The 20,213-nt window shown below is 70.4% G+C and carries 17 protein-coding genes; 8 read left to right on the top strand and 9 right to left on the bottom strand.

The genetic code is table 11. The annotated features are described in order from the left end of the window. The first annotated feature begins 46 nt into the window (after positions 1-46). Genes EDF63_RS01345 through EDF63_RS01320 form a run of 6 tightly spaced genes read left to right on the top strand, consistent with a single transcriptional unit; the run spans position 47 to position 7,524 of the window. On the top strand, positions 47-1,765 hold the full coding sequence (locus tag EDF63_RS01345; protein ID WP_260232921.1) for an ABC transporter substrate-binding protein: 1,719 nt from the start codon (positions 47-49) through the stop codon (positions 1,763-1,765). Continuing rightward, positions 1,762-2,742 carry an ABC transporter permease gene (locus EDF63_RS01340; protein ID WP_123310534.1) on the top strand — a complete coding sequence of 327 codons (981 nt, stop codon included), beginning with the start codon at positions 1,762-1,764 and terminating at the stop codon, positions 2,740-2,742. Before EDF63_RS01345 ends, EDF63_RS01340 begins: the two co-directional genes overlap by 4 nt. Further along, entirely contained in the window at positions 2,739-3,692 is a 954-nt protein-coding gene (locus EDF63_RS01335) for an ABC transporter permease (protein ID WP_123310532.1), read from the top strand. Before EDF63_RS01340 ends, EDF63_RS01335 begins: the two co-directional genes overlap by 4 nt. After that, on the top strand, positions 3,685-5,439 hold the full coding sequence (locus EDF63_RS01330; protein WP_123310530.1) for an ABC transporter ATP-binding protein: 1,755 nt from the start codon (positions 3,685-3,687) through the stop codon (positions 5,437-5,439). The genes EDF63_RS01335 and EDF63_RS01330 overlap by 8 nt, the downstream gene beginning before the upstream one ends. Further along, the gene (locus EDF63_RS01325; RefSeq protein WP_123310527.1) at positions 5,436-6,305 is read left to right on the top strand and encodes an alpha/beta fold hydrolase; all 870 of its coding nucleotides are present in this window, start codon (positions 5,436-5,438) and stop codon (positions 6,303-6,305) included. The genes EDF63_RS01330 and EDF63_RS01325 overlap by 4 nt, the downstream gene beginning before the upstream one ends. Positions 6,306-6,333: 28 nt before the next feature. Beyond that, positions 6,334-7,524 (top strand): family 1 glycosylhydrolase, encoded by a 1,191-nt coding sequence (locus EDF63_RS01320; protein WP_123310525.1) that lies wholly within the window; start codon positions 6,334-6,336, stop codon positions 7,522-7,524. Between the two features lie 13 nt (positions 7,525-7,537). On the opposite strand, the gene EDF63_RS01315 is transcribed toward EDF63_RS01320, so the two are convergent. Together EDF63_RS01315 and EDF63_RS01310 are read right to left on the bottom strand one after the other, a co-directional pair. After that, entirely contained in the window at positions 7,538-8,737 is a 1,200-nt protein-coding gene (locus tag EDF63_RS01315; RefSeq protein ID WP_185021235.1) for an ankyrin repeat domain-containing protein, read from the bottom strand. A gap of 14 nt (positions 8,738-8,751) precedes the next feature. Continuing rightward, the gene (locus EDF63_RS01310) at positions 8,752-9,885 is read right to left on the bottom strand and encodes an acyltransferase (protein WP_123310521.1); all 1,134 of its coding nucleotides are present in this window, start codon (positions 9,883-9,885) and stop codon (positions 8,752-8,754) included. A 105-nt stretch (positions 9,886-9,990) separates the two neighbouring features. Between EDF63_RS01310 and EDF63_RS01305 the strand changes: the two genes are divergently transcribed. Together EDF63_RS01305 and EDF63_RS01300 are read left to right on the top strand one after the other, a co-directional pair. Beyond that, positions 9,991-11,220, top strand: coding sequence for a glycosyltransferase family 4 protein (locus tag EDF63_RS01305; protein ID WP_123310519.1), 1,230 nt, complete (start codon positions 9,991-9,993; stop codon positions 11,218-11,220). Then, positions 11,217-11,906 carry a sugar transferase gene (locus EDF63_RS01300; protein ID WP_123310516.1) on the top strand — a complete coding sequence of 230 codons (690 nt, stop codon included), beginning with the start codon at positions 11,217-11,219 and terminating at the stop codon, positions 11,904-11,906. Before EDF63_RS01305 ends, EDF63_RS01300 begins: the two co-directional genes overlap by 4 nt. 90 nt (positions 11,907-11,996) lie before the next feature. Here EDF63_RS01300 and EDF63_RS01295 read toward each other — a convergent pair whose 3' ends face one another. Genes EDF63_RS01295 through EDF63_RS01265 form a run of 7 tightly spaced genes read right to left on the bottom strand, consistent with a single transcriptional unit; the run spans position 11,997 to position 20,143 of the window. Beyond that, positions 11,997-13,136, bottom strand: coding sequence for a glycosyltransferase (locus EDF63_RS01295; RefSeq protein WP_123310514.1), 1,140 nt, complete (start codon positions 13,134-13,136; stop codon positions 11,997-11,999). Next, positions 13,133-14,362: a glycosyltransferase family 4 protein gene (locus EDF63_RS01290; protein WP_123310512.1), complete on the bottom strand. Its 1,230-nt coding sequence runs from the start codon at positions 14,360-14,362 to the stop codon at positions 13,133-13,135. Before EDF63_RS01290 ends, EDF63_RS01295 begins: the two co-directional genes overlap by 4 nt. 13 nt (positions 14,363-14,375) lie before the next feature. Beyond that, on the bottom strand, positions 14,376-15,587 hold the full coding sequence (locus EDF63_RS01285; RefSeq protein ID WP_123310510.1) for a hypothetical protein: 1,212 nt from the start codon (positions 15,585-15,587) through the stop codon (positions 14,376-14,378). Beyond that, on the bottom strand, positions 15,587-16,858 hold the full coding sequence (locus EDF63_RS01280) for a hypothetical protein (protein WP_123310508.1): 1,272 nt from the start codon (positions 16,856-16,858) through the stop codon (positions 15,587-15,589). Before EDF63_RS01280 ends, EDF63_RS01285 begins: the two co-directional genes overlap by 1 nt. Next, entirely contained in the window at positions 16,855-18,009 is a 1,155-nt protein-coding gene (gene wecB / locus EDF63_RS01275; RefSeq protein ID WP_123310506.1) for a non-hydrolyzing UDP-N-acetylglucosamine 2-epimerase, read from the bottom strand. Before wecB ends, EDF63_RS01280 begins: the two co-directional genes overlap by 4 nt. Further along, entirely contained in the window at positions 18,006-19,088 is a 1,083-nt protein-coding gene (locus tag EDF63_RS01270; RefSeq protein ID WP_123310504.1) for an NAD-dependent epimerase/dehydratase family protein, read from the bottom strand. The genes wecB and EDF63_RS01270 overlap by 4 nt, the downstream gene beginning before the upstream one ends. Then, positions 19,085-20,143: an SDR family NAD(P)-dependent oxidoreductase gene (locus tag EDF63_RS01265; protein WP_123310502.1), complete on the bottom strand. Its 1,059-nt coding sequence runs from the start codon at positions 20,141-20,143 to the stop codon at positions 19,085-19,087. Before EDF63_RS01265 ends, EDF63_RS01270 begins: the two co-directional genes overlap by 4 nt. Between the last annotated feature and the right edge of the window lie 70 nt (positions 20,144-20,213).

Genomic DNA, 20,213 nt, shown 5'->3' with positions numbered 1-20,213 from the left:
GCATACATTGACCCAGTACCGATTCGACACGGAGGTCGACCGAGCAATGACGCTTCCCCCACAGCGCAACGGCGCCCGACGACGCGGACGACTCGTCGCGGCGATCGCCGGGCTCGCAGCAGTGGCCCTCATAGCCACGGGCTGCAGCATCCAGGTCCGGTCCGAACCCGATCCCACGATCGGCAAGGACACGATGCTCATCAACGCGGACCGCGGCAACCCGCTGTTCGACCGCAACTTCAACCCGTACATCGCGAACGCCCGCACGGCCTCCAAGTGGATGTACGAGCCGCTCATCGAGATCAACCCGCTCGACGGCAAGGGCACCCCGTGGCTGGCCAGCAAGTGGAGCCAGCCCGACGCGAAGACGATCGACATGACGATCCGCCAGGGCGTCGAGTGGTCCGACGGCTCGCCGTTCTCGGCGAAGGACGTCGTCTTCACCTTCGACCTGCTCAAGAAGTTCCCGGCGATGGACGTCAAGGGCGCCTGGCAGCACATCAAGAGCATCGAGCAGGACGGCGACCAGGTCGTCTTCCACCTCAAGAGCGAGGACGTCCCGAGCCTCAACATCATCGGTGCGACGTACATCCTCGGCGAGCAGCACTGGGGCGGGGTGAAGGACCCGACCACGTGGCGGGACCCGAACCCGGTCGGCACCGGTCCGTTCGTCCTCGGCAACTACACCGACCAGCAGTACTCGATGAACAAGAACCCGACGTACTGGCAAGCCGACAAGATCGCCATCAAGCACCTCATCCTGCCGGCGACGAACACGCAGCTCGACACCGTCACCCGCGGCTACGACTGGGCGTACTCGTTCATCTCCGACGTCAAGGGCACCTGGGGCGCCGCGTCGAAGACGAACCAGTGGTGGTTCCCGGCCGGCGGTGTGATCGGCCTCATCCCCAACCTGACGAAGGCGCCGTACAACGACGTCAACGTCCGCAAGGGCATCTCGCTCGCGCTGAACCGTGACGACATCGCCGAGACCGCCTCCGAGGGCAACCTGTCGGCAGCGGGCCAGACCGGCCTGATCCTGCCGAACCAGGAGCAGTACCTCAACCCGGACATCCCCGACCAGGGCATGATCACGCAGGACGTCGACGCCGCGAAGCGCGAACTCGCGAAGTCCGGCTACACCGAGCAGGGCGGCAAGATCATGAAGGACGGCAAGCAGCTGTCCATCAACATCATGACCGCGAACGGCTACTCGGACTGGCTCCGCGCCGCGCAGGAGGTCCGCCGCTCCCTGACGGCCATCGGCATCAAGGTGACGATCCAGGCCCCGCAGCCCGCCGGCTACCAGCAGAACATCAACAACGGCACCTTCGACATGGCGATGGGCGGCATGGGCAACGGCGACGTCTACCAGGCGTTCAACTCCCTGCTCAGCAGCGACTTCTACCAGCCGGTGGGCAAGTCGACGGTGAACAACTACGAGCGCTACAAGAACGCCGACACCCAGAAGCTCCTCGACGAGTACAAGGCGACGACGGACCCCGCGAAGCAGCAGGCGATCCTGAACCAGCTGCAGGAGATCGTCTACAACGACCTGCCCGTCATCGGCATGTACTACGGCGGGCTCTGGGGCCTGTTCAACACCGGCAAGTTCGTCGGGTGGCCCACCGCGAAGGACCCGTACATGGCACCGCAGAACTACGACTCCGCGCCGCTGCTCATCTTCACGAAGCTCCGGCTCCGTGACAGCGCAGCCGGCAAGCAGATCCTGCAGGAGCAGAAGGCGCAGGGGGACCAGAAGTGAAGTACATCCTGCAGAAACTCGTCCTGTTCGTCCTGACCCTCTGGGCCGCGGTCACGCTGAACTTCCTGCTCCCGCGCCTGATGCCCGGCAGCCCGGCCGACGCCGCGCTCGCGAAGCTCAGCCAGAACGGTCCGGTCACCGACGCCACCAAGAAGGCCATCGAGGCCCAGCTCGGCGTCCCCACCGGCAACCTGTGGGACCAGTACGTCAGCTACCTGCACCAGGTCATCACCCTCGACTTCGGCACGAGCTACACGTTCTACCCGCAGCCCGTCGGTGACCTCGTCGCGAAGGCCCTGCCGTACACGCTGATCCTGGTCGGCGTCGTCACGATCCTCGCGTTCGTGCTCGGCACCCTCATCGGTGTCGCAGCGGCGTGGAAGCGCGGCACCTGGCTCGACTCGCTCCCCACCCTGTCGGGCTCGTTCATGTCGACGTTCCCGTACTTCTGGACCGCCCTGCTCCTGCTGTTCTTCCTCGGCTACGTGCTGCACTGGTTCCCGACGACGGGCGCCTACTCGGCGACCACGACCCCGGGGCTCAACGGAGCGTTCGCAGCCGACGCCCTGCAGCACGCGGTGCTGCCCGCGGTGACGATCCTGGTGACGAGCCTCGGCGGCTGGATCATCGGCATGCGCAACGCGATGATCAACACCCTCGGTGACGACTACGTGACGTTCGCCGAGGCCAACGGCCTCCGCGGCCGCACCGTCGCGATCCGCTACGCGGCCCGCAACGCGATCCTGCCGAACCTGACCGGCTTCGGTCTGGCACTCGGTGGCGTGGTCGGCGGTTCGGTGCTGGTCGAGCAGGTCTTCGGCTACCCCGGCATCGGCTACCTGCTGTTCAACGCCGTCATCGGCCAGGACTACCCGCTCATGCAGGCCCTCTTCCTGATGATCACCGTGTCGGTGCTCATCGCCAACTTCATCGTGGACGTCATGTACGGCGTCCTGGACCCGAGGACGCGTCGATGACCAACACCACCACTCCGGACGCCACAGTCGCAGTCCGCACGCAAGAAGAAGCAGCCCAGGCGCCGAGCAAGCTCCGCGCCGCCGCCCGCCAGTTCGGCGTGGTCTGGTCGAACTCGAAGGCCCGGATCGGCATCATCATCCTCGGGGTGTTCGTGCTGGTCGCGATCTTCGCGCCGCTCCTGGCCCCGTACGGCGCCAGCCAGAACGGGTTCGCCCGCTCCGCCGACGCGACCGCCGACCACTGGATGGGCACCACCGCCGCCGGCGAGGACGTCCTCTCCCAGATCATCTACGGCGCACGGATCTCCGTGATGGTCGGCGCGGTCGCGGGCATCCTGTCCACGCTCGTCGCCGTCGCGATCGGCCTCAGCTGGGGTTACGTCCGCGGGTGGATCGGCGAGGTCATCGGCTTCGTCGTGAACCTGTTCCTGGTCATCCCGGGTCTGCCCCTGATGATCGTCATCGCCGCGTACCTGCAGAACGGCGGGATCGCCGTCATCATCGCGGTGATCGTCGTCACCGGCTGGGCCTGGGGCGCTCGCGTCCTGCGGAGCCAGACGCAGTCCCTGCGCGGCCGCGACTTCGTGACGGCGGCGCAGTTCTCCGGTGACGGTGCGACCCGCATCGTGTTCCGCGAGATCCTGCCGAACATGACCTCGCTCATCGTCGGCTCGTTCTTCGGGGCGGCCACGAGCGCGATCCTGGCCGAGGCCGGCCTCGAGTTCCTCGGGCTCGGCGACTCGTCGATCGTCAGCTGGGGCACGATCCTCTACTGGGCGCAGAACTCGAACGCGCTGCTCACCGGCCAGTGGATCCTGCTCTTCGCCCCCGGCCTCTGCATCGCGCTGCTCGCGATGAGCCTCACCCTGATCAACTTCGGCGTCGACGCCGTCTCCAACCCGCGGCTGCGCGAGGGCGCGCGTCGTCCCAAGGGAGCCAAGAATGCCTGAATCCACCCTGGAGGCCCGTGCCGGGTCCGCCCCGCAGGCTGCGGACGTCCTGCTCGACGTCCGCGACCTGTCGGTCGTCTACGAGTCGGCCGGCCAGACGGCCGTCCAGGCGGTCGACCACGTGTCGTTCCAGCTTCGGAAGGGCGAGTTCGTCGGCCTGGTCGGCGAGTCCGGTTCGGGCAAGTCGACGCTCGGCTACGCGCTGACACGGCTGCAGAAGCCGCCGGCGCGCACGAACGGCGGCAGCATCGTCTTCAACGGCCACGACATCCGCGACCTCGACGAGGAAGCACTCCGCCAGCAGCGCCAGGGCGGTTTCGCCATGGTGCTGCAGTCCGGAATGAACGCACTGAACCCGGTGCGCACCGTCCGGAACCACTTCATCGACATCTTCAAGGCGCACGGCCACGTGTCGCGCGACCGCTGGGACGCCCGGATGAAGGAGCTCATCGAGAAGGTGAAGCTGCCGACGTCGATGCTCGCCCGGTTCCCGGGGGAGCTCTCCGGCGGCATGCGGCAGCGCGTCTCGATCGCCCTGGCGTTGTCGCTCGAACCGCAGCTCATGGTGTTCGACGAGCCGACCACGGCGCTCGACGTGCTCGTGCAGCACGCCGTCATGGACACGATCATCGAGCTGCAGCAGTCCGAGGGCTTCACGGCCATCCTGATCAGCCACGACCTCGGCATCGTGCTCGAGGCCACCGAGCGCGTGCTCGTGATGCACGAGGGCCGCATCGTCGAGGACGGCGGCTCGAAGGAGCTCCTGCGCAACCCGCAGGACGAGTACACGCAGATGCTGCTCTCGCACTACGCCGACCCACGGGCCGAGGTCGTGTCCCTGCCCGGGTTCCCGGACCGGTCGCAGCGCGCGACGTCGGGCGAGAAGCGGCAGGAGGCGACGTCGTCGTTCAGCACCGTCGGCTCGCGTGAGCGCTCGGCGGCGAAGAACCCGATCGTCGTCTCGAACATCGTGAAGACGTACCCGGCTCCGCGCCGCGGCGAGCAGCCCGTGCAGGCGGTGCGCGACGTGTCGTTCACCCTCGAGCCGGGGCAGTCGCTCGCCCTGGTCGGCCAGTCCGGATCCGGCAAGTCGACGATCGCGAAGCTGCTGACCGGGGTCGAGAAGCCGACGACCGGTACCGTCCGGTTCGGCGACCTCGATGTCGCGCGGCTGGGCAAGCGCGGTCTGCGCGACCTCCGGTCCGAGGTGCAGATGGTCTTCCAGGACCCGTACGCGGCGCTCAACCCACTGCACACCGTGGAGTACACGCTGTCCCGCCCGATCGCGAACTACACGGACCTGACGGGCAAGGACGCGCGGCACCGCGTGCTCGAGCTCCTCGAGACCGTGGGGCTGACCCCGGTCGAGCAGTTCGCGCAGAAGCTCCCGCACCAGCTCTCCGGCGGACAGCGGCAGCGCGTCGTCATCGCCAGGGCACTCGCATCCGACCCGCAGGTGATCATCGCCGACGAGCCGGTCTCGATGCTCGACGTGACCCTGCGCGCCGGCGTGCTCGCCCTGCTCGAGGACCTGCGCGAGCAGTGGGGCGTCTCGCTCCTCTACATCACGCACGACCTGCTCAGCGCACGGCTCATCACCGACGACATCATGGTGCTCCACGAGGGCGCCGTGGTCGAGCGCGGGCACACGGCGGAGGTGCTGCAGAACCCGCAGGACCCGTACACGATCGCCCTCCTCGACGCCGTGCCGAACCCCCGTCGGGCACTGGCGGAGGGGCGGCTGTGACCACGCTCCACGACTTCCCGGCGGTGCCGGCGTTCGGCCACCTGCCGACGCCGGACGGCGTGGACGTCGTCGGGATCGACCTGCCGGTCGGACGGCTCACCGCGTACCGGATCGTCCCGTCCGGCCCCTCGAAGGGCACGGTCCTCATCGTCCCGGGCTACACCGGCTCGAAGGAGGACTGGCGGACGTTCCTGCCGATCCTCCGCGACGCCGGGTGGTCGGCGGTGGCGATCAGTCGCCGCGGACAGGCGGACTCGGCGGCACCGGACGACCGCACGGCCTACTCGCTCGAGCACGAGGCCGCGGACGTCGTCCGCGTCGCCGGACTGCTCGACGACGGGGCACCGGTCCACCTCATCGGCCACTCGCTCGGCGGTGTGATCGTCCGCGCCGCGGCGATCGCGTCCCCGACGTCGTTCCGCGACGTGACGATGTTCTGCTCCGGCCCGCACGGCTGGCAGTACCGGAAGGCCGCCGAGAAGTCCATCGTCGCCGACACGTGCTCCAGCCGCGCGCTGTTCGACGCGCAGAACCCGCTCTGGGCCGGCCGGCCCGACGCGGAGCTGCCCGACGACGTCCGGATGGTCCGCGAACGATTCGACCACACGAGCGTGCTCAGCGTGCTCGCCGGTGCGGCGATCCTCGAGGACCGCGCCGACACCACCGACACCCTGCGTGCGACCGGGCTGCCGGTCCTCGTCGCGCACGGCGTCTGGGACGGCGCATGGCCGATCCCGTGGCAGGCGGACATGGCCGAGCGGCTCGGCGCCGAGTACGCCGTCATCGCCGAGAGCTACCACGGCCCCCAGGTCGAGAACCCGCTCGGGACGGTCGCCGTCTTCGACACGTTCATGAGCAAGCACTGACACGAACGCCCACTGAAAGGACCCCGTCATCACCACGCTCGACTTCCCGAAGGGCTTCCTCTGGGGCGCCGCCACCGCTGCGCACCAGATCGAGGGCAACAACATCAACTCGAACTGGTGGGTGCACGAGCACGAGCCGGACACCACCATCGTCGAACCCTCCGGCGACGCCGCGGACAGCTACCACCGCTACCGCGACGACATCCGGATCGCCGCCGAGCTCGGCCTGAACTCGTACCGCTTCAGCATCGAGTGGGCGCGCATCGAGCCGGAGCGCGGGTTCGTCAGCCGCGCCGAGATCGACCACTACCGCCGCATGGTCGAGACGTGCCACGAGTTCGGCATCGAACCGATCGTCACGCTCATGCACTTCACGGTGCCGCGCTGGTTCGAGCGCGACGGCTTCTGGCGCGCCCCCGACGCCGCCGACCTGTTCGCCCGGTACACGGAAGCGGCGCTCCCCGTGGTGTCCGACGGCGTCCGGTACGTCTGCACGATCAACGAGCCGAACATCGCGGCGATGCTCGCCGGCGGCGAGGACGCGTCGAACCTCGTGGCCTACGGCCTGCCGAACCCGGACCTCGGCGTCGCCGACGCCCTGCTGGCCAGCCACAAGCGGTCGCGCGAGGTGCTGGGACAGGTGTCGGGCCTCCAGTCCGGGTGGACCATCGCCACCCAGGCCTTCAAGTCGAACGGCGAGCCCGGCGCCGACGCGATGCTCCGCGAGTACGGGTACCCGCGCGACGACTGGTACCTCGAGAACGCTGCCGGCGACGACTTCCTCGGCGTGCAGGCATACACCCGGACCTTCATCGGCGCTTCCGGTCCGTTGCCCGTGGCGGACGACGTCGAGACGACCCTGACCGGCTGGGAGTTCTACCCCGAGGCCTCGGCCGACGGGCTGCGCAGCGCGTGGGAGCTCTCCGGCGGCGTCCCGCTGATGATCACCGAGAACGGCATCGCCACCGCCGACGACACCCGTCGGCAGGCGTACACGCAGGGCGCCCTCGAGGGCATCCACCGCTGCATCGAGGACGGCATCGAGGTCCTCGGCTACCAGCACTGGTCGCTCCTCGACAACTACGAGTGGGCGTCCGGCTTCCGACCGACCTTCGGCCTGGTGTCGTGGGACCCGGAGACGTTCGAGCGCACACCGAAGGACTCGGCTCGCTGGTACGGGAAGGTCGCCCAGGCGAACGCGATCGAGACGGCGGAGTAGTCCGCCCGCTCGTTCAGCTGCCCGAGTAGTAGTGCGCCAACTGCTCCGCGACCGCACGGTCGCGGAGCAGTTCTGCGCGCGCGGTGGCGGTCGAGCCCTCGTCGTCTTCGGCGTTCACGTCGACGTCGAGTGCGAGCACCGACCGCACGGTGTCCAGGTCACCGGAGTCGACCGCGGCGATCAGCGGGGACGCGCCCCGTGAGCCGAGCGCCCTGGTGTCCGCACCCGCGGCGGCGAGCGAACGCACGATCGCGGCGTGGCCACCCCATGCGGCGCGGACGATCGGGGTGTTGCCGTCGCCGTCCCGGGCCTCCAGGTCGGCGCCCGCAGCCACGAGCACGTCGATCGCCCGACGTGCGTCGCGGTCGATCGCCAGCGTCAGCGGCGTCCGCCCCTCGGCGTCCGTGAGCTGCAGCGACGCCCCGCGGTGGAGGAGCTCCTCGAGCATCTCGGGCCGGTCGAACCACGCGGCGGCGTGCAGCGGGGCGAATCCCCAACGCGGGTCGACGTCGTCGACGTCGCTCGCGTCGTCGGCCAGGTGCAGCCCGCCCAGGTCGCCGTACGCGGCGGCACGCACCACCTCGGTGGCGTACTCGACCCAGCCATCGGGCACCGGGCCGTGCCACCCACGGGCCGGCCGAGCGTCGAGCTCCGTGTAGACGGACTCGGGGACGCTCCGGATCGCGACCCGGACACCGCGGAAGCGGATCGCCACCTCGCCGACGGGGGAGACGAGCAGGCGGAGCTCCCACTGGTCGAGCTCGTGCAGGTACTCCAACTCGCCGCGCACCACGTGGGCGTCGCCGGCGAGCAGCGCCGCGGGGTCGGTCCCCGGGGGATCGACGACCGCGTCACGAAGGCGGAGGGTGACCCTGGCGTGGTTCCAGCGGCGCCACAGGCCGTCCGGGGTGTCGAGCACCTCGTCGTTGCGGACGATGACCTCGGTGTGCACGACCACGGGGTCGGGGACGCCGTGGCCCGGCAGGTCGACGGTCGTCGCGGTGTCGTCGTCATCGTCGTCGTCCGGGTGCTCGAGGTCCGGGTGCTCGACGTCCCAGCGCGCGATGCGGGAGTCCGTCCACTTGACGGTGAGGAGCGCGGCGACGGCCGGGGGAGCGTCCTCGAGCACCCGGGCGACGTGTTCCCGCTGCCCGTCGAAGTCCTCGAGGGAGACGTAGCCCACTGACGGCCAGTTCACTCGACTCCATCGCACGGGTCGACACTAGTTCACGGCTGACCGGCTGCCGTGTCGAGCGCTCGCTGGCCGGAGGAACGTGAGCGCAACGCCCACTTCCGGAAGCGGTCCGCGGGCTGCTCCACCGCGATGCCGAACAGGGCACCGATCCCCACCGCGACCACGAGGATGCCGAGGCGACCGCTCACCCCGCCCAGGTACGGCGTCAGGATCGCCAGGACGACGAGGTGCCACAGGTACAGCGAGTACGAGGCGCGGGCCCCGTACCACGCGAGCGGACGGACGCTCAGGACGCGGGCGGGCAGGGTCTCGACCGTCCCGAGGCCGGCGATGAAGCACGCTGCAGCAGCCCCCGAGAGCGGCAGCGCACCGATGATGAGGAGCGGATCGGACTTCCATCCCGGGTGGAACGCCGCGGCGATGGCGAGCAGGGCGATGAGGCCACCCCACGTCGAGACCCGTGCTGCTCGACTGCTCCAGCGACCCGTGGCCCGCAGCCGGTCCAGCACCAGGGCTCCGAGACACCCCGAGGCGAGCGACGACATGCTGATCGGCGGGGAGTAGTAGACGGCCGCGGGGGCAGCATCGACGCCCGGGACGAAGAAGGGCGCGCACAGCGCCGGGCCCACGACGATGAAGAGCAGCAGCGCCACCACGAGGGCACGTCGCCCCCGACGCCAGCCGATGAGCACGGCGAACAGCACGGGCCACAGCACGTAGAACTGCTCCTCTGCGGACAGGCTCCACAGGGGATCGAGGACGCCCTGGCGGATGCCGAAGAACGCCCGCGCGATGTTGGTCGTCCACGTCAGGGCGAGTGTCGCGGCGACACCGAGGTCCTCGACGGATCGGTTGAACCCGCCGACGACCGGCCACAGCACGGACACCCCGATGACCAGCACGACCACCGGCGGTGCGATCCGCAGGAAGCGGTTCAGGACGAAGCGGGGGAGGCGGACCCTGCCGTGCTTGCGGACCTCGGCGAGGAGCAGGCTCGTGATGAGCGTTCCGGACATCGCGTAGAAGACCGGGAGCGCCACGACCGCACCGTGGATCCCCGGGGCTCCGAGGTGGTACGCCGTGATGAGCAACGCCAGGAACGCTCGCAGCCCGTCGAGGGCGGTGATGCGTTGGGTGAGTCTCGTCGCGTGAGCCGGGATGTCCATCGAAGCAGTCTCACCAGACGGACCGGCTCCCCACGAGTTATTCACATGTGAAATGTAAACTCCACACTGTCGACTCGACGAGACATTGATGTTAATATTTCACGCATGGATATCGTGTCGGACCGGCTGCGCGTGACCGTCGTCTCGCAGTACTACCCACCGGAGACGCACGGCGCACTGCCCGACTCCCTTGCACGGGAACTCGCTCGGCGGGGGCACGACGTCCGGGTCGTCACCAGCTTCCCCAACCACCCGTACGGCCGCGTGTTCCCCGGTTGGCGACAACGACTCCGACACCTCGAGCGCGACCGGGGGATCCCGATCCGCCGCGTCCCGATGGTGCCGGACCACTCGGGCCGGGCGCTCCGGCGGATCCTCGCGTACGTGAGCTTCGGTGTGTCGGTCCTCGCAGCCACCCGGTTCGTCCGGGGTTCCGACGTCGTCTACGTCTACTGTGCCCAACCCACGGCGGCCGTCGCCCCGATGCTCTGGCGTCGTCTGCTCGGCATCCCGTTCGTCCTGCACGTGCAGGACATCTGGCCCGAGTCCGTCACGGGTTCCGACATGCTCCCGTCGGGCGTCGTCACGAAGGCGGTCCGCGCGGTGCTCCTGCGGGCCCTGCGGGTCCTGCACGGCGCCGCAGCGGGTGTCGTCGCGATCTCGCCCGGCGCTGCGCAGCTGCTGATCGACCGTGGCGCCGACCCCGACCGCACGTCGGTCTGCCGCAACTGGGGTCGTCCCGACGCGGTCGCCGACCGTTCCGCGGTGACGCAGGCACCCGGCACCCACGTCGTCTACGCGGGGACCATCGGCCCCAACCAGGGCCTCGATGCCGTCGTCATCGCGGCAGCCCGGTGCGCAGACCTCCCCGACCTGTCCTTCACCTTCGTCGGCGACGGCATCGCCCTCGACGCCCTCCGTGCCCTCGCCGCCCGTGCGGGAGCGCACGACATCGTCTTCCGTCCTCCGGTCGCACCGGACGACATGGCCTCGGTGCACGCCAGCGCCGACTTCGAGATCGTCGCCCTGCGCGACGTCGCCATGTCCGCCGTCACCATCCCGTCGAAGCTGCAGGACGCCATGGCCCACGGTGTCCCGGTCATCGCCGCAGTGCCCGGTGACGCAGCCGACCTGGTCGCGTCCAGCGGTGCCGGGTTCGTCGTCACCCCCGAGGACGTCGACGAGCTCGAAGCCGCGTTCCGTGCGGCGCACGCGACCGACGCCGGCGAACGTGCGCGGCTCAGCAGCTGTGCGCGGACGACGGCTGAACGGACGATGCACGTCGACGCCGCCACAGACCACCTGGAACACGTCCTCCGAAAGGCAGCAGCATGACCACCCGAACCGTCCCCGATCAGATCGCCCGCCGTCCGTGGGACCCGTGGAAGCGCGGGTTCGACCTGGTCGCCGCTGTCCTGCTGCTCGTCGTGCTGTCGCCGCTGCTCCTGGTGGTCGCACTCCTCATCCGGCTCGACGACGGCGGTCCTGCGCTCTACCGGCAGACCCGGCCAGGGCGCTTCGGGCACGGCTTCGAGATCCTGAAGTTCCGCTCGATGCGCTCCGACGAGACCCTCGAGCGGATCGGCGCCGACGCCGACCACCAGCGCATCACGCCGCTCGGCAGGGTCCTCCGCGCGACGAGCATCGACGAACTCCCGAACCTCGTCAACGTGGTGCGGGGCGAGATGAGCATCGTCGGGCCCCGACCGCACCTGATGTCGTACCTGGAGCTCTACTCCGACCACCAGTCCCGGCGCCACGAGGTGCGACCCGGCATCACCGGCCTGGCGCAGGTCCGCGGCCGCAACGCCGTCGACTGGGCGACACGCCTCGACCACGACGTCGAGTACGTCGACCAGCGGTCGCTCGTCCTCGACCTCCGGATCCTCCTCGCGACCGTCGGCACGGTCCTCGGCCGTCGTGGCGTCTCCGCTCCCGGCCACGCCACCATGGCGCTCTTCGAGGGCAACCACGGGACCGCCTCGGTGCCGCTCGTGCAGGAACCCGTCGGAGCGCGCTGAACGGAGCACGCCCCTCCCCATGAACGAACCAGCCCGGTGCCGACACGGCACCGGGCTGGTTCGTTCTCCGCGCCGTTCGACGGCCGGACGTCAGGACCGCGACCGACGGACGAGGTCGAACACGTGGGGTGCGCCCGCCGCGGCCGCCCGCCAGGCGTCGTAGCCGTCGGCTGCCGCGGCCGACCGAGCTTCGAGATCCGCCTGGTCGCGGTCCGCCCACGTCCGGAACGCCTCGCCCCACCCGTCGTCGTCCACCACGCTCCCACCACCGGCTCGCACGCGATCGGTCCAGGGGGTCGTCGCCGGGAGCAGGACGGGCCGTGCGGCAGCGAGTGCCTCGGCGATCGTGTGTCCGAAGTTCTCGCCGGCGGTCGCGGTGGCCATGGCGTGCGCGTGGGTGAGCGCCTCCATCGCGGCTTCGTGCGACAGTGAGCCGCGGAACTCGACCGTCACGTCGTCGGGCAGGGCTGCGGCAGCCGCTCGGCACCGGCGCGCGTACGCCGCGTCGTCGTCGGGACCGACGACGACCAGCCGGACGGGACGACCGACGTCCGCCAGTGCCTCGATGAGCAGGTGTGTGCGCTTCTTGGGACTGATCCGACCCAGGGTGACGAGTTCGAGCCGCGAGGAGCGCGGCACGGGTGCTCGTTCGGCCCGTTCGGGCAGCGACGTCTCGTTCTCCCGGACCACCACGTCGGCGCCGTCTCCCACGACCGAGCGGATGTGTGCTGCCTCGAGCGCGGTCGAAGCGTGCCACACGACCCCCGAGAAGAGGCGCGTGGAGGCTGCGAGCGCCAGGAAGACCGCCTTCTTCGGGCGTTTCACCGCGAGCGCCCCGGCGTCGAACTCGCCACGGGGCGCGAGCAGCGTGCACGCGGGCCGCGCCAGGCCGAGCCGCCGGAGCACGAGGGGCAGCACGGCGAAGCGGGCGTCGAAGACGCTGTTGAGGTAGAGGACGTCAGGGGCCGGACGGCGGCAGATCGCCGACGCCAACCGCAGCAGGCCGGGCAGGCCGCGCGTGTCGACGTAGTGGACACGGCGGTCGCCGTCGCGGACCGGACCGACCGGTACGGCGAGACGCTCGTGGTGGCCCCGGTCGCGGTCGCGGGTGACGACCGTCACCGACACGTCCGCAGGCGCTGCGCGGGTCAGTGCGTCCAGGGTGCGGATCGGGCCGCCGCCGTCGACCGCGGGGGCGAAGTACGGTGCGAGGACGCGGACCGTGGTCACCGTGCGCCACCGCCCGCGACGGCTTCGAGCAGGGTGCGCCACTGGTGTTCGGCGACGGGCAGGGCGAAGCGCTCGAGGACGTGGCGCCGTGCGGCCTCACCGCGTTCGACCGCCAGCGGCACGTTCTGCACGCTGTCCGCGAGCGCAGCAGCCAGGTCGTCGACCAGGCCGGGGCCGAAGGGGATGACCTGTCCGGCCTCCGCAGGCACTGCGTACGAGGCTCCGCGGGTGGCAGTCGTCACGACGGGGAGCCCACTGGCCATCGCCTCGAGGAAGACCACGCCGAGCCCCTCCTCGCGGCTCGCCAGGGCGAACACCGACGTCGCGCGCAGCAGCTCGGCGAGCTCGGCGTCGGAGGGCGACGCGATCACCCGCACGTGCTCGTCGAGGTGCAGTTCGGTGATCAACGTGCGGTGTTCCGTCGGGAGGTCGTGTCGGCCCGCGAGGACGAGCGGGTTCTCGAGTCCGTGCCGCGTGCGGGCCAGGGCGTAGGCGCGGAGGAGCGTCGGCACGTCCTTGCGTGCGTCGTTGAGGCGGCTCACCATCGTGATCGGTCCGTCTGCGGCCCAGCGGCCGGCCGGGCGGAAGTGGCCCGTGTCGACCCCGGTCGGCAGCAGGTGCACCGGACGCGGAGTGAGTTCGCGGAGGCGTGCTGCCATCGTGTCGTTGAGCGTGACGACCGCGTCCGGCAACTGCAGGGCCGCCCGGTCGAGGCGCGCGGTCGACGTCGTGGCCCGGCGGAGCAGCAGCCCGCGGAGACCCCGGGCCTCGGCGAGCCGGCCGGCGCGCTCCTCTTCGACGAGGGTCGCGACCTTGAGCACCCAGGGGACGGTGACGTCCCGCATCGCGGCGCCGATGGCCGGCGTGCCCGCGACGACGACCGCCGCGTCGCACCCGTTCACCAGCTCGGACAGCGCACGCCGGGGGCGGTACCGGTTCGCCTCGAACTCGGGCATCGAGGTACCGACGTCCCAGACCTCGGGGTCGGAGCCGGGTCGGCGCTGCGCGACCGGACCACGCACGAGGCTGCCCGGGCGGAACACCGACCGGTGCTCGGCTGCTCGGTGGTACATGCGGGGCGCGACGATCCGGACGAGCCAGCGCTCGTCGGCCGGTACCTCCGGCCCGCTGACCGCGCCGACGACGAAGTCGGCGACGGCGGCCAGACCACCGCCGCGTGCCTCGGGGGTTCGGTACTCGGGGACGACGAGAGCGAGTGTGCGCATGGTGCGGGGTCCTTCAGTCGGAGGTCGGGAGCAGAACGGGGCGCGGCGCGAGTGTGGCGAGGCTGATCCACCAGATGACCGCGCTGCCGGCCGTGACCGCAGCGGCGGCGACGACGACGGCGCCGACACCCGACGGCGCGACGAGCAGGACGAGCGGGATCCGGACGAACGCGGTGGTGCACCGCAGGGCGAGGATCCTGCGACCGGCGCCGAGTGCACGGTGCGCGGACTCCGGCACCGCGGCCACGAGCTGCGCGAAGAGCTCGATCGCCGTCCAGACGAGGATCGGGGCGACGAGCGGCCACGTGGCGCCGAGCAGGGCGACACCGAGTCGTTCGGGGACCACGGCGAGCAGCACGAGGGCCGGTGCTGCGACGGCACAGAGCTTCGTCGTGTCGCCGAGCAACCCGCGGATGCCGCCGCCGCCGTCGAGGCGGCGGACCGCGTGGGGGATGAGGACCGCACGAGCCGCGGTCAGCCCCACGGTGACGGGGCCGGCGAGCGTGCCGGCACCGCGCAGCGCCGCCGCGACGGGGAGCCCGCCGATCACGGTGGCGATCCAGGTGACGACCTGGACGACACCACTGCCGATCATGGTGTCGCCCCCGAAGGCGAGACTCCGCGGGGTCGGGACCGGTGTGTCGTGCCACCGCGGCCGGAGCGTCGACTTCGTGACGGTCGAGACGGCGTACCCGAGCAGGGCGCCGGTGCCCGCCCAGACCGCGAACGCCGTCACGCTGTCCCACACCCCGAGCAGCGTCCCGCCGAACGCGATCGTCGTCGATCCCAGGCCGACGAGTTCCGCGACGACCGCGACGGAGGCGGTTCCCCGTGCCAGCAGGACCGCGCGAACGGTGTCGCGCACGGCCAGTCCGTGGATCGCGAGGGCACCGATGGCGAGGTACTCGGAGCGGAGCAGGATCGCAGCGATGCCGAGGAGCACCGCACCGCCGAGGCCGATCACCGACGCCCGCCCGGTCCGACGCAGGACGCCGGTGGCGCCCGAGGTCGCCGTCAGGGGATCTGCGACGGCGGACCGCGCGAGCGCCGTCACGAGCAGCACCGCTGCGACCGCGACGCCGTAGCGGCCCGTCTCGGCGACCGTCGAGGACCGCGCGACGGCGACGGCGACGAGCATGCCGGACGCACTCGAACAGCAGCTCACGATCAGTGCTGCCGACGCTCGAGCGCGGAACAGTCGGACCGGAGCGCGCTTCGCGGCCATCAGGCCGATCCCTGCGGCACCGGTCGTGGGGCATCCCGGAGCAGCTTCCCGACTCGCGCGGTGCGCGGTTCGCGGCTCGACCGGGCCCACAGGCGGAGGACGAGGAACACCGGGATCGCGGACACGGTCGTCTGCAGGAACATGATGAAGACGTCCGGCGGGGTGGCGACCCAGGACAACGGGCCGCCGATGATCAGCGTGAGGATGATCAACGCCGCGGGGCGTCGGGCGATGTCGTTCCACGGGCGGAGGCCGAGGATGACGACGGCGTGCACCGCGTAGATCAGGACGACGACGATCGTGCCCCAGAAGAACCACGACGTGGCCACCGACATGAAGGTCCACGAGGAGAACGATGCGCCGCCGAGGAACTCGTTGACGAGGTTGCCGGACGAGACGGCGGGACGGCCAGGGTCGAGGAAGCGGGGCACCAGTCCGTACCGGAGTGCGGAGAACAGGTCGGGTTGCCCCAGGTCGTGCCCGGGACCGTACTGCTCCGCCTTGACGATCTGCTCGTCGAACCGGAGCCGGTCCGTCGCCGACACGTCCTCGGCCACCGCGATGCCGTTCGCCTGGCGGAGCGTGTTGCGGATCTGGTAGACGGTCGGCCAGACGACCGCGACCGCGGCCACGCCACCGAGGATCCAACTCCGCGGGAGCAGTCGGGTCAGGAGGGCGACGGCGGCGAGCGTGACCAGGAACACCAGGGTCCGGGCGGTGATGTTCGTCACGTACGCGACGGCGGCCTGCGTCGCGACGAGCGCCACCAGCCACCGGACGAGGGTCCATCGGTCGATCCCGCCGAGGGCGTGTGCGGAGAAGAGCAGGGCCAGTGCGACCCACCCCCATGAGACGAACGGGCTCAGGAGTGTCAGGACACCGCTCGGGACGACTCCGGCCACCTGCGACGTCAGCGTGGTTCCGCCGAGGGTCACGAAGGCGAGGTTCGTGACGATCGAGACGACGGACACCGCACGCGCCACGACGCCTACACGGTCCCCGTGCCAGATCGAGGTCGTCGAGGTGGTGGCGGGCGCACCGGGAGCGCGCCGGCTTCGTCGCTCACTGAGGACGACGAGTGCGAACGAGAACTCGACCACGAAGGCGGCGCCGACCGCGAGCCCACCGGTGTAGATGATGAAGTCGGTCCCCGGGTTGTCGTTCCAGATCGCGAGCGGCAGGTACAGCAGGACGTACGGCGCCATGACCAGCGTCGTCGTCGGGAAGCGGCGGAACAGCCGGAGCGCCAGCGATGGCGGCTGCGCCGTCACGGCCGCCTCCGGATACCCAACGTCGCGTGGTGCGTGTGCGCCGTCCCCAGGATGAACGCGACCACACGCCGGGCCGTGTCGGTGATGGCGTAGTCCGCCGGGCCTCCCGTCCGGTCCGTCGTCTCGGCGACGCGCCGGGCGAAGGCGACCGCTTCGAGCACCGGCGCCGTCTGCACGCCGGCGGTGATCATCGAGCCGGCATCGAGGGCTTCGGGGCGCTCGATGCGGTCGCGCAGTGTGACCGCGGGGAAGCCGAGCATGACGGACTCCTCGCTGATCGTGCCCGAGTCGGAGAGGACGACGAACGCGGACCGCTGGAGTGCGTTGTAGTCGTGGAATCCGAAGGGCTCGTGGAACCGGAGGCGGGGCCACGCCGACTCGTCGAGCCCGTTCAGCGATCGACGCGTCCGTGGGTGGGTCGACACGAGCACGGGGAGGTCGTGGGCGTCGCCGACCGCCTGGACGGCGGTGAGCAGCGCCATCAGGCGGTCCGGCTCGTCGACGTTCTCTTCGCGGTGCGCGCTCACGAGCACGTAGCCGTCCGCGGCGAGACCGAGCCGGCTGAGGACGTCGCTCGCGATGATCGCATCGGCGTGTTCGCCGAGGACCTCGCGCAGCGGCGAGCCCGTGAGCAGGATCCGAGACGGGTGGATGCCCTCGGCGAGCAGGTTGCGGCGGGCGTGTTCCGTGTAGACGAGGTTGTAGTCGGCCAGGTGGTCGACCATCCGGCGGTTCGTCTCTTCCGGGATGTTCTCGTCGAACGACCGGTTGCCGGCCTCCATGTGGAACACCGGGATGCGCATCCGCTTCGCGATGAGGGCGGCGATGGCGCTGTTCGTGTCGCCGAGGACCAGGACGGCATCCGGGCGTTCGTCGCGGAGGACGCGCTCGACACGCATCAGGATGCCGCCGAGGACGGAGCCGAGCGACGACGTGTCGACGTCGAGGTGGTGGTCGGGGCGGCGGAGTCCGAGGTCCTCGAAGAAGACGTCGCTGAGCTGCCGGTCGTGGTTCTGCCCGGTGTGCACGAGGACGTGGTCACAGGTGGCGTCGAGCAGGTGGATGACGGAGGACAGACGGATGATCTCCGGCCTGGTCCCGACCACGGTCAGCACCTTGGTTCGGCGGGCGTCTGCTGCGGGGGCGTTCATGCGCGGTCCTGGTGGGTGTCGGGGGCGGTCGGGTCGAACAGGTCGTTGGTCCAGAAGGCGGTGACGAGCGGCTCGTCGCCGGTGTTGGTGATGGCGTGGCTCCAGAGCGTGGGCATGTCGATCGCGACCGGGTGGTCCCCGTCGACGTCGAAGTGCCGACGGTCGTCGGTGAGCACGCGCCTGACCGTGATCCGGGCACGGCCCGCGACGACGACGAAGCGCTCGACCTTCCGCCGGTGGAAGTGGTCCCCGCGCGTGACCCCTGGCTTGGTCGTCGAGATGCCGGTCTGGCCGGTCCCACCGTGGACCCGGACGAGTTCGGTGAACGCGCCGCGGTGGTCCTGCGCCGCGTGCAGCGGGTGGACCGGTCGGACGTCGAAGACGGCGGCTCGGTAGGTGTTGAACAGGTCGCGGTCGAACGGACTGCTGAGGTCGGGGACCTCTCCGAGGTCGTACACCGCGGCGAGTTCGTCCAGCCGGGCTGCGAGGGCCGGGATCGTCATGACCGTCCCGAGCTCGGCGAGCCGTGCGGGGGAGATCGTCCCGAGCAGGGCGTCCGCGACGTGCTGCGCGTGGACGAAGACGCGCTCGGCGTCGGAGTCGACGGGGATCGGCAGGCCACGCGCTCGCCGGTGGCAGAAGGTGGCAGTGACCGTGTTGTGGTCCGGGGCACCGTGTTCACCGAAGACGTTCTCGATCGGGAGGTCGAGGAACTCCGCCCCCCAGCGCTCGGCCGCGTCGGCGAGGACCGCGGAAGCGCCGGCCTTGCCGAGCCCGTAGGGCGTGTCGCGGAAGGCCTGTACGGATCCCGCGTGCACGACGCGCCTGGGTACGGCACCGGTGGCGTCGATCGCGTCGACGAAGCGTCGGGCGAGCGCGATGTTGCCTTCGTGCAGGTCCTCGGTCGTCCCCCGGGTGATCCCGGCGACGTGAACGGCCCGGTCGATGGAGTCGACCTCGCCGAGCTGCACGTCCGGCTGGCGGAGGTCGACGTCGTGCCAGGTCGCACCGGTGCTGTGGAGGACGGCGCGCAGGTGCCAGCCGACCAGCCCGGCGCGGCCGCTGATGACCTGGGTCACGCGGCGACCAGTCCGGTCCGACGACCGGCGCGCTCGAGCTCCGCGCGGAACTCGGGCAGGCTGAGCAGGAGCGCTTCGACCCCGGCGACGTCGAGCCGCTCGACGGTGTGCGAGTCGTAGGCGATCCGCTCGGTCTGCGCAGGGTCGCCCTCTTCCATGTACGCGGCGTAGTTGAGGTCGCGGACATCTGCCGGGATGCGGAAGTAGCCGCCCATGTCCTCGGCGCGGGACAGTTCTTCGCGGCTGGCGAGCGCCTCGGACAGCTTCTCGGCGTGCCGGGTCCCGATCACGCGGAACGGCTCCCCGCGGACGTCGAACAGGTTCGCGAGCGCACGGGCCAGGTCGCCGATCGTGCAGGACGCGGCCTTCTTCACGAAGAGGTCGCCCTGGTTGGCGTTGACGAACGCGTGCTCGACCAGGTCGACGGAGTCGTCGAGCGACATCATGAAGCGTGTCATCTCCGGGTTGGTGATCGTGAGCGGGATCCCCTTGCGGATCTGGTCGACGAACAGCGGGATCACGGAGCCTCGCGAGTACATGACGTTGCCGTAGCGCACGCAGGAGACGATCGTGCCCGCGTCCGGGTTGTTGAGTCCGTAGGACAGTGCGACCTTCTCCATGAGCGCCTTGCTGATGCCCATCGCGTTGACCGGGTAGACAGCCTTGTCGGTGCTGAGGCACACGACCGACTTGACCTCGGCGGCGACGGCCGCTGCCACGACGTTCTGGCTGCCGAGCACGTTCGTCCGGACCGCTTCGAGCGGGAAGAACTCGCAGGACGGCACCTGCTTCAGCGCCGCCGCGTGGAAGACGTGGTCGACGCCGCGCATGGCTCGACCGACGCTCTCCGGCTCGCGGACGTCGCCGAGGTAGAACCGGGCGCGTGCGTCGCCGATCTCGTGCCGCATCTGGTCCTGCTTCGCTTCGTCCCGGCTGAGGATGCGGACCTCGCCGACGCCGCGTGCCAGCAGGCGCTTGGTGACGGTCTTCCCGAAGGAGCCGGTCCCGCCGGTCACGAGGACGCGGGATCCGATGAGGGAGTCGGTGTGGGTCATGGTATGGGCCTGTTCCTCTGCTTGGTGCGGTGCGGTGCGGTGCGTTCGTCTGGGGTGCGTGCCTGTCTGG

Source organism: Curtobacterium sp. JUb34 (assembly GCF_003755065.1).
Classification (GTDB): domain Bacteria; phylum Actinomycetota; class Actinomycetes; order Actinomycetales; family Microbacteriaceae; genus Curtobacterium.
The sequence above is the reverse complement of the archived record's forward strand: the minus strand, read 5'-3'. Positions and strand labels throughout refer to the sequence as shown.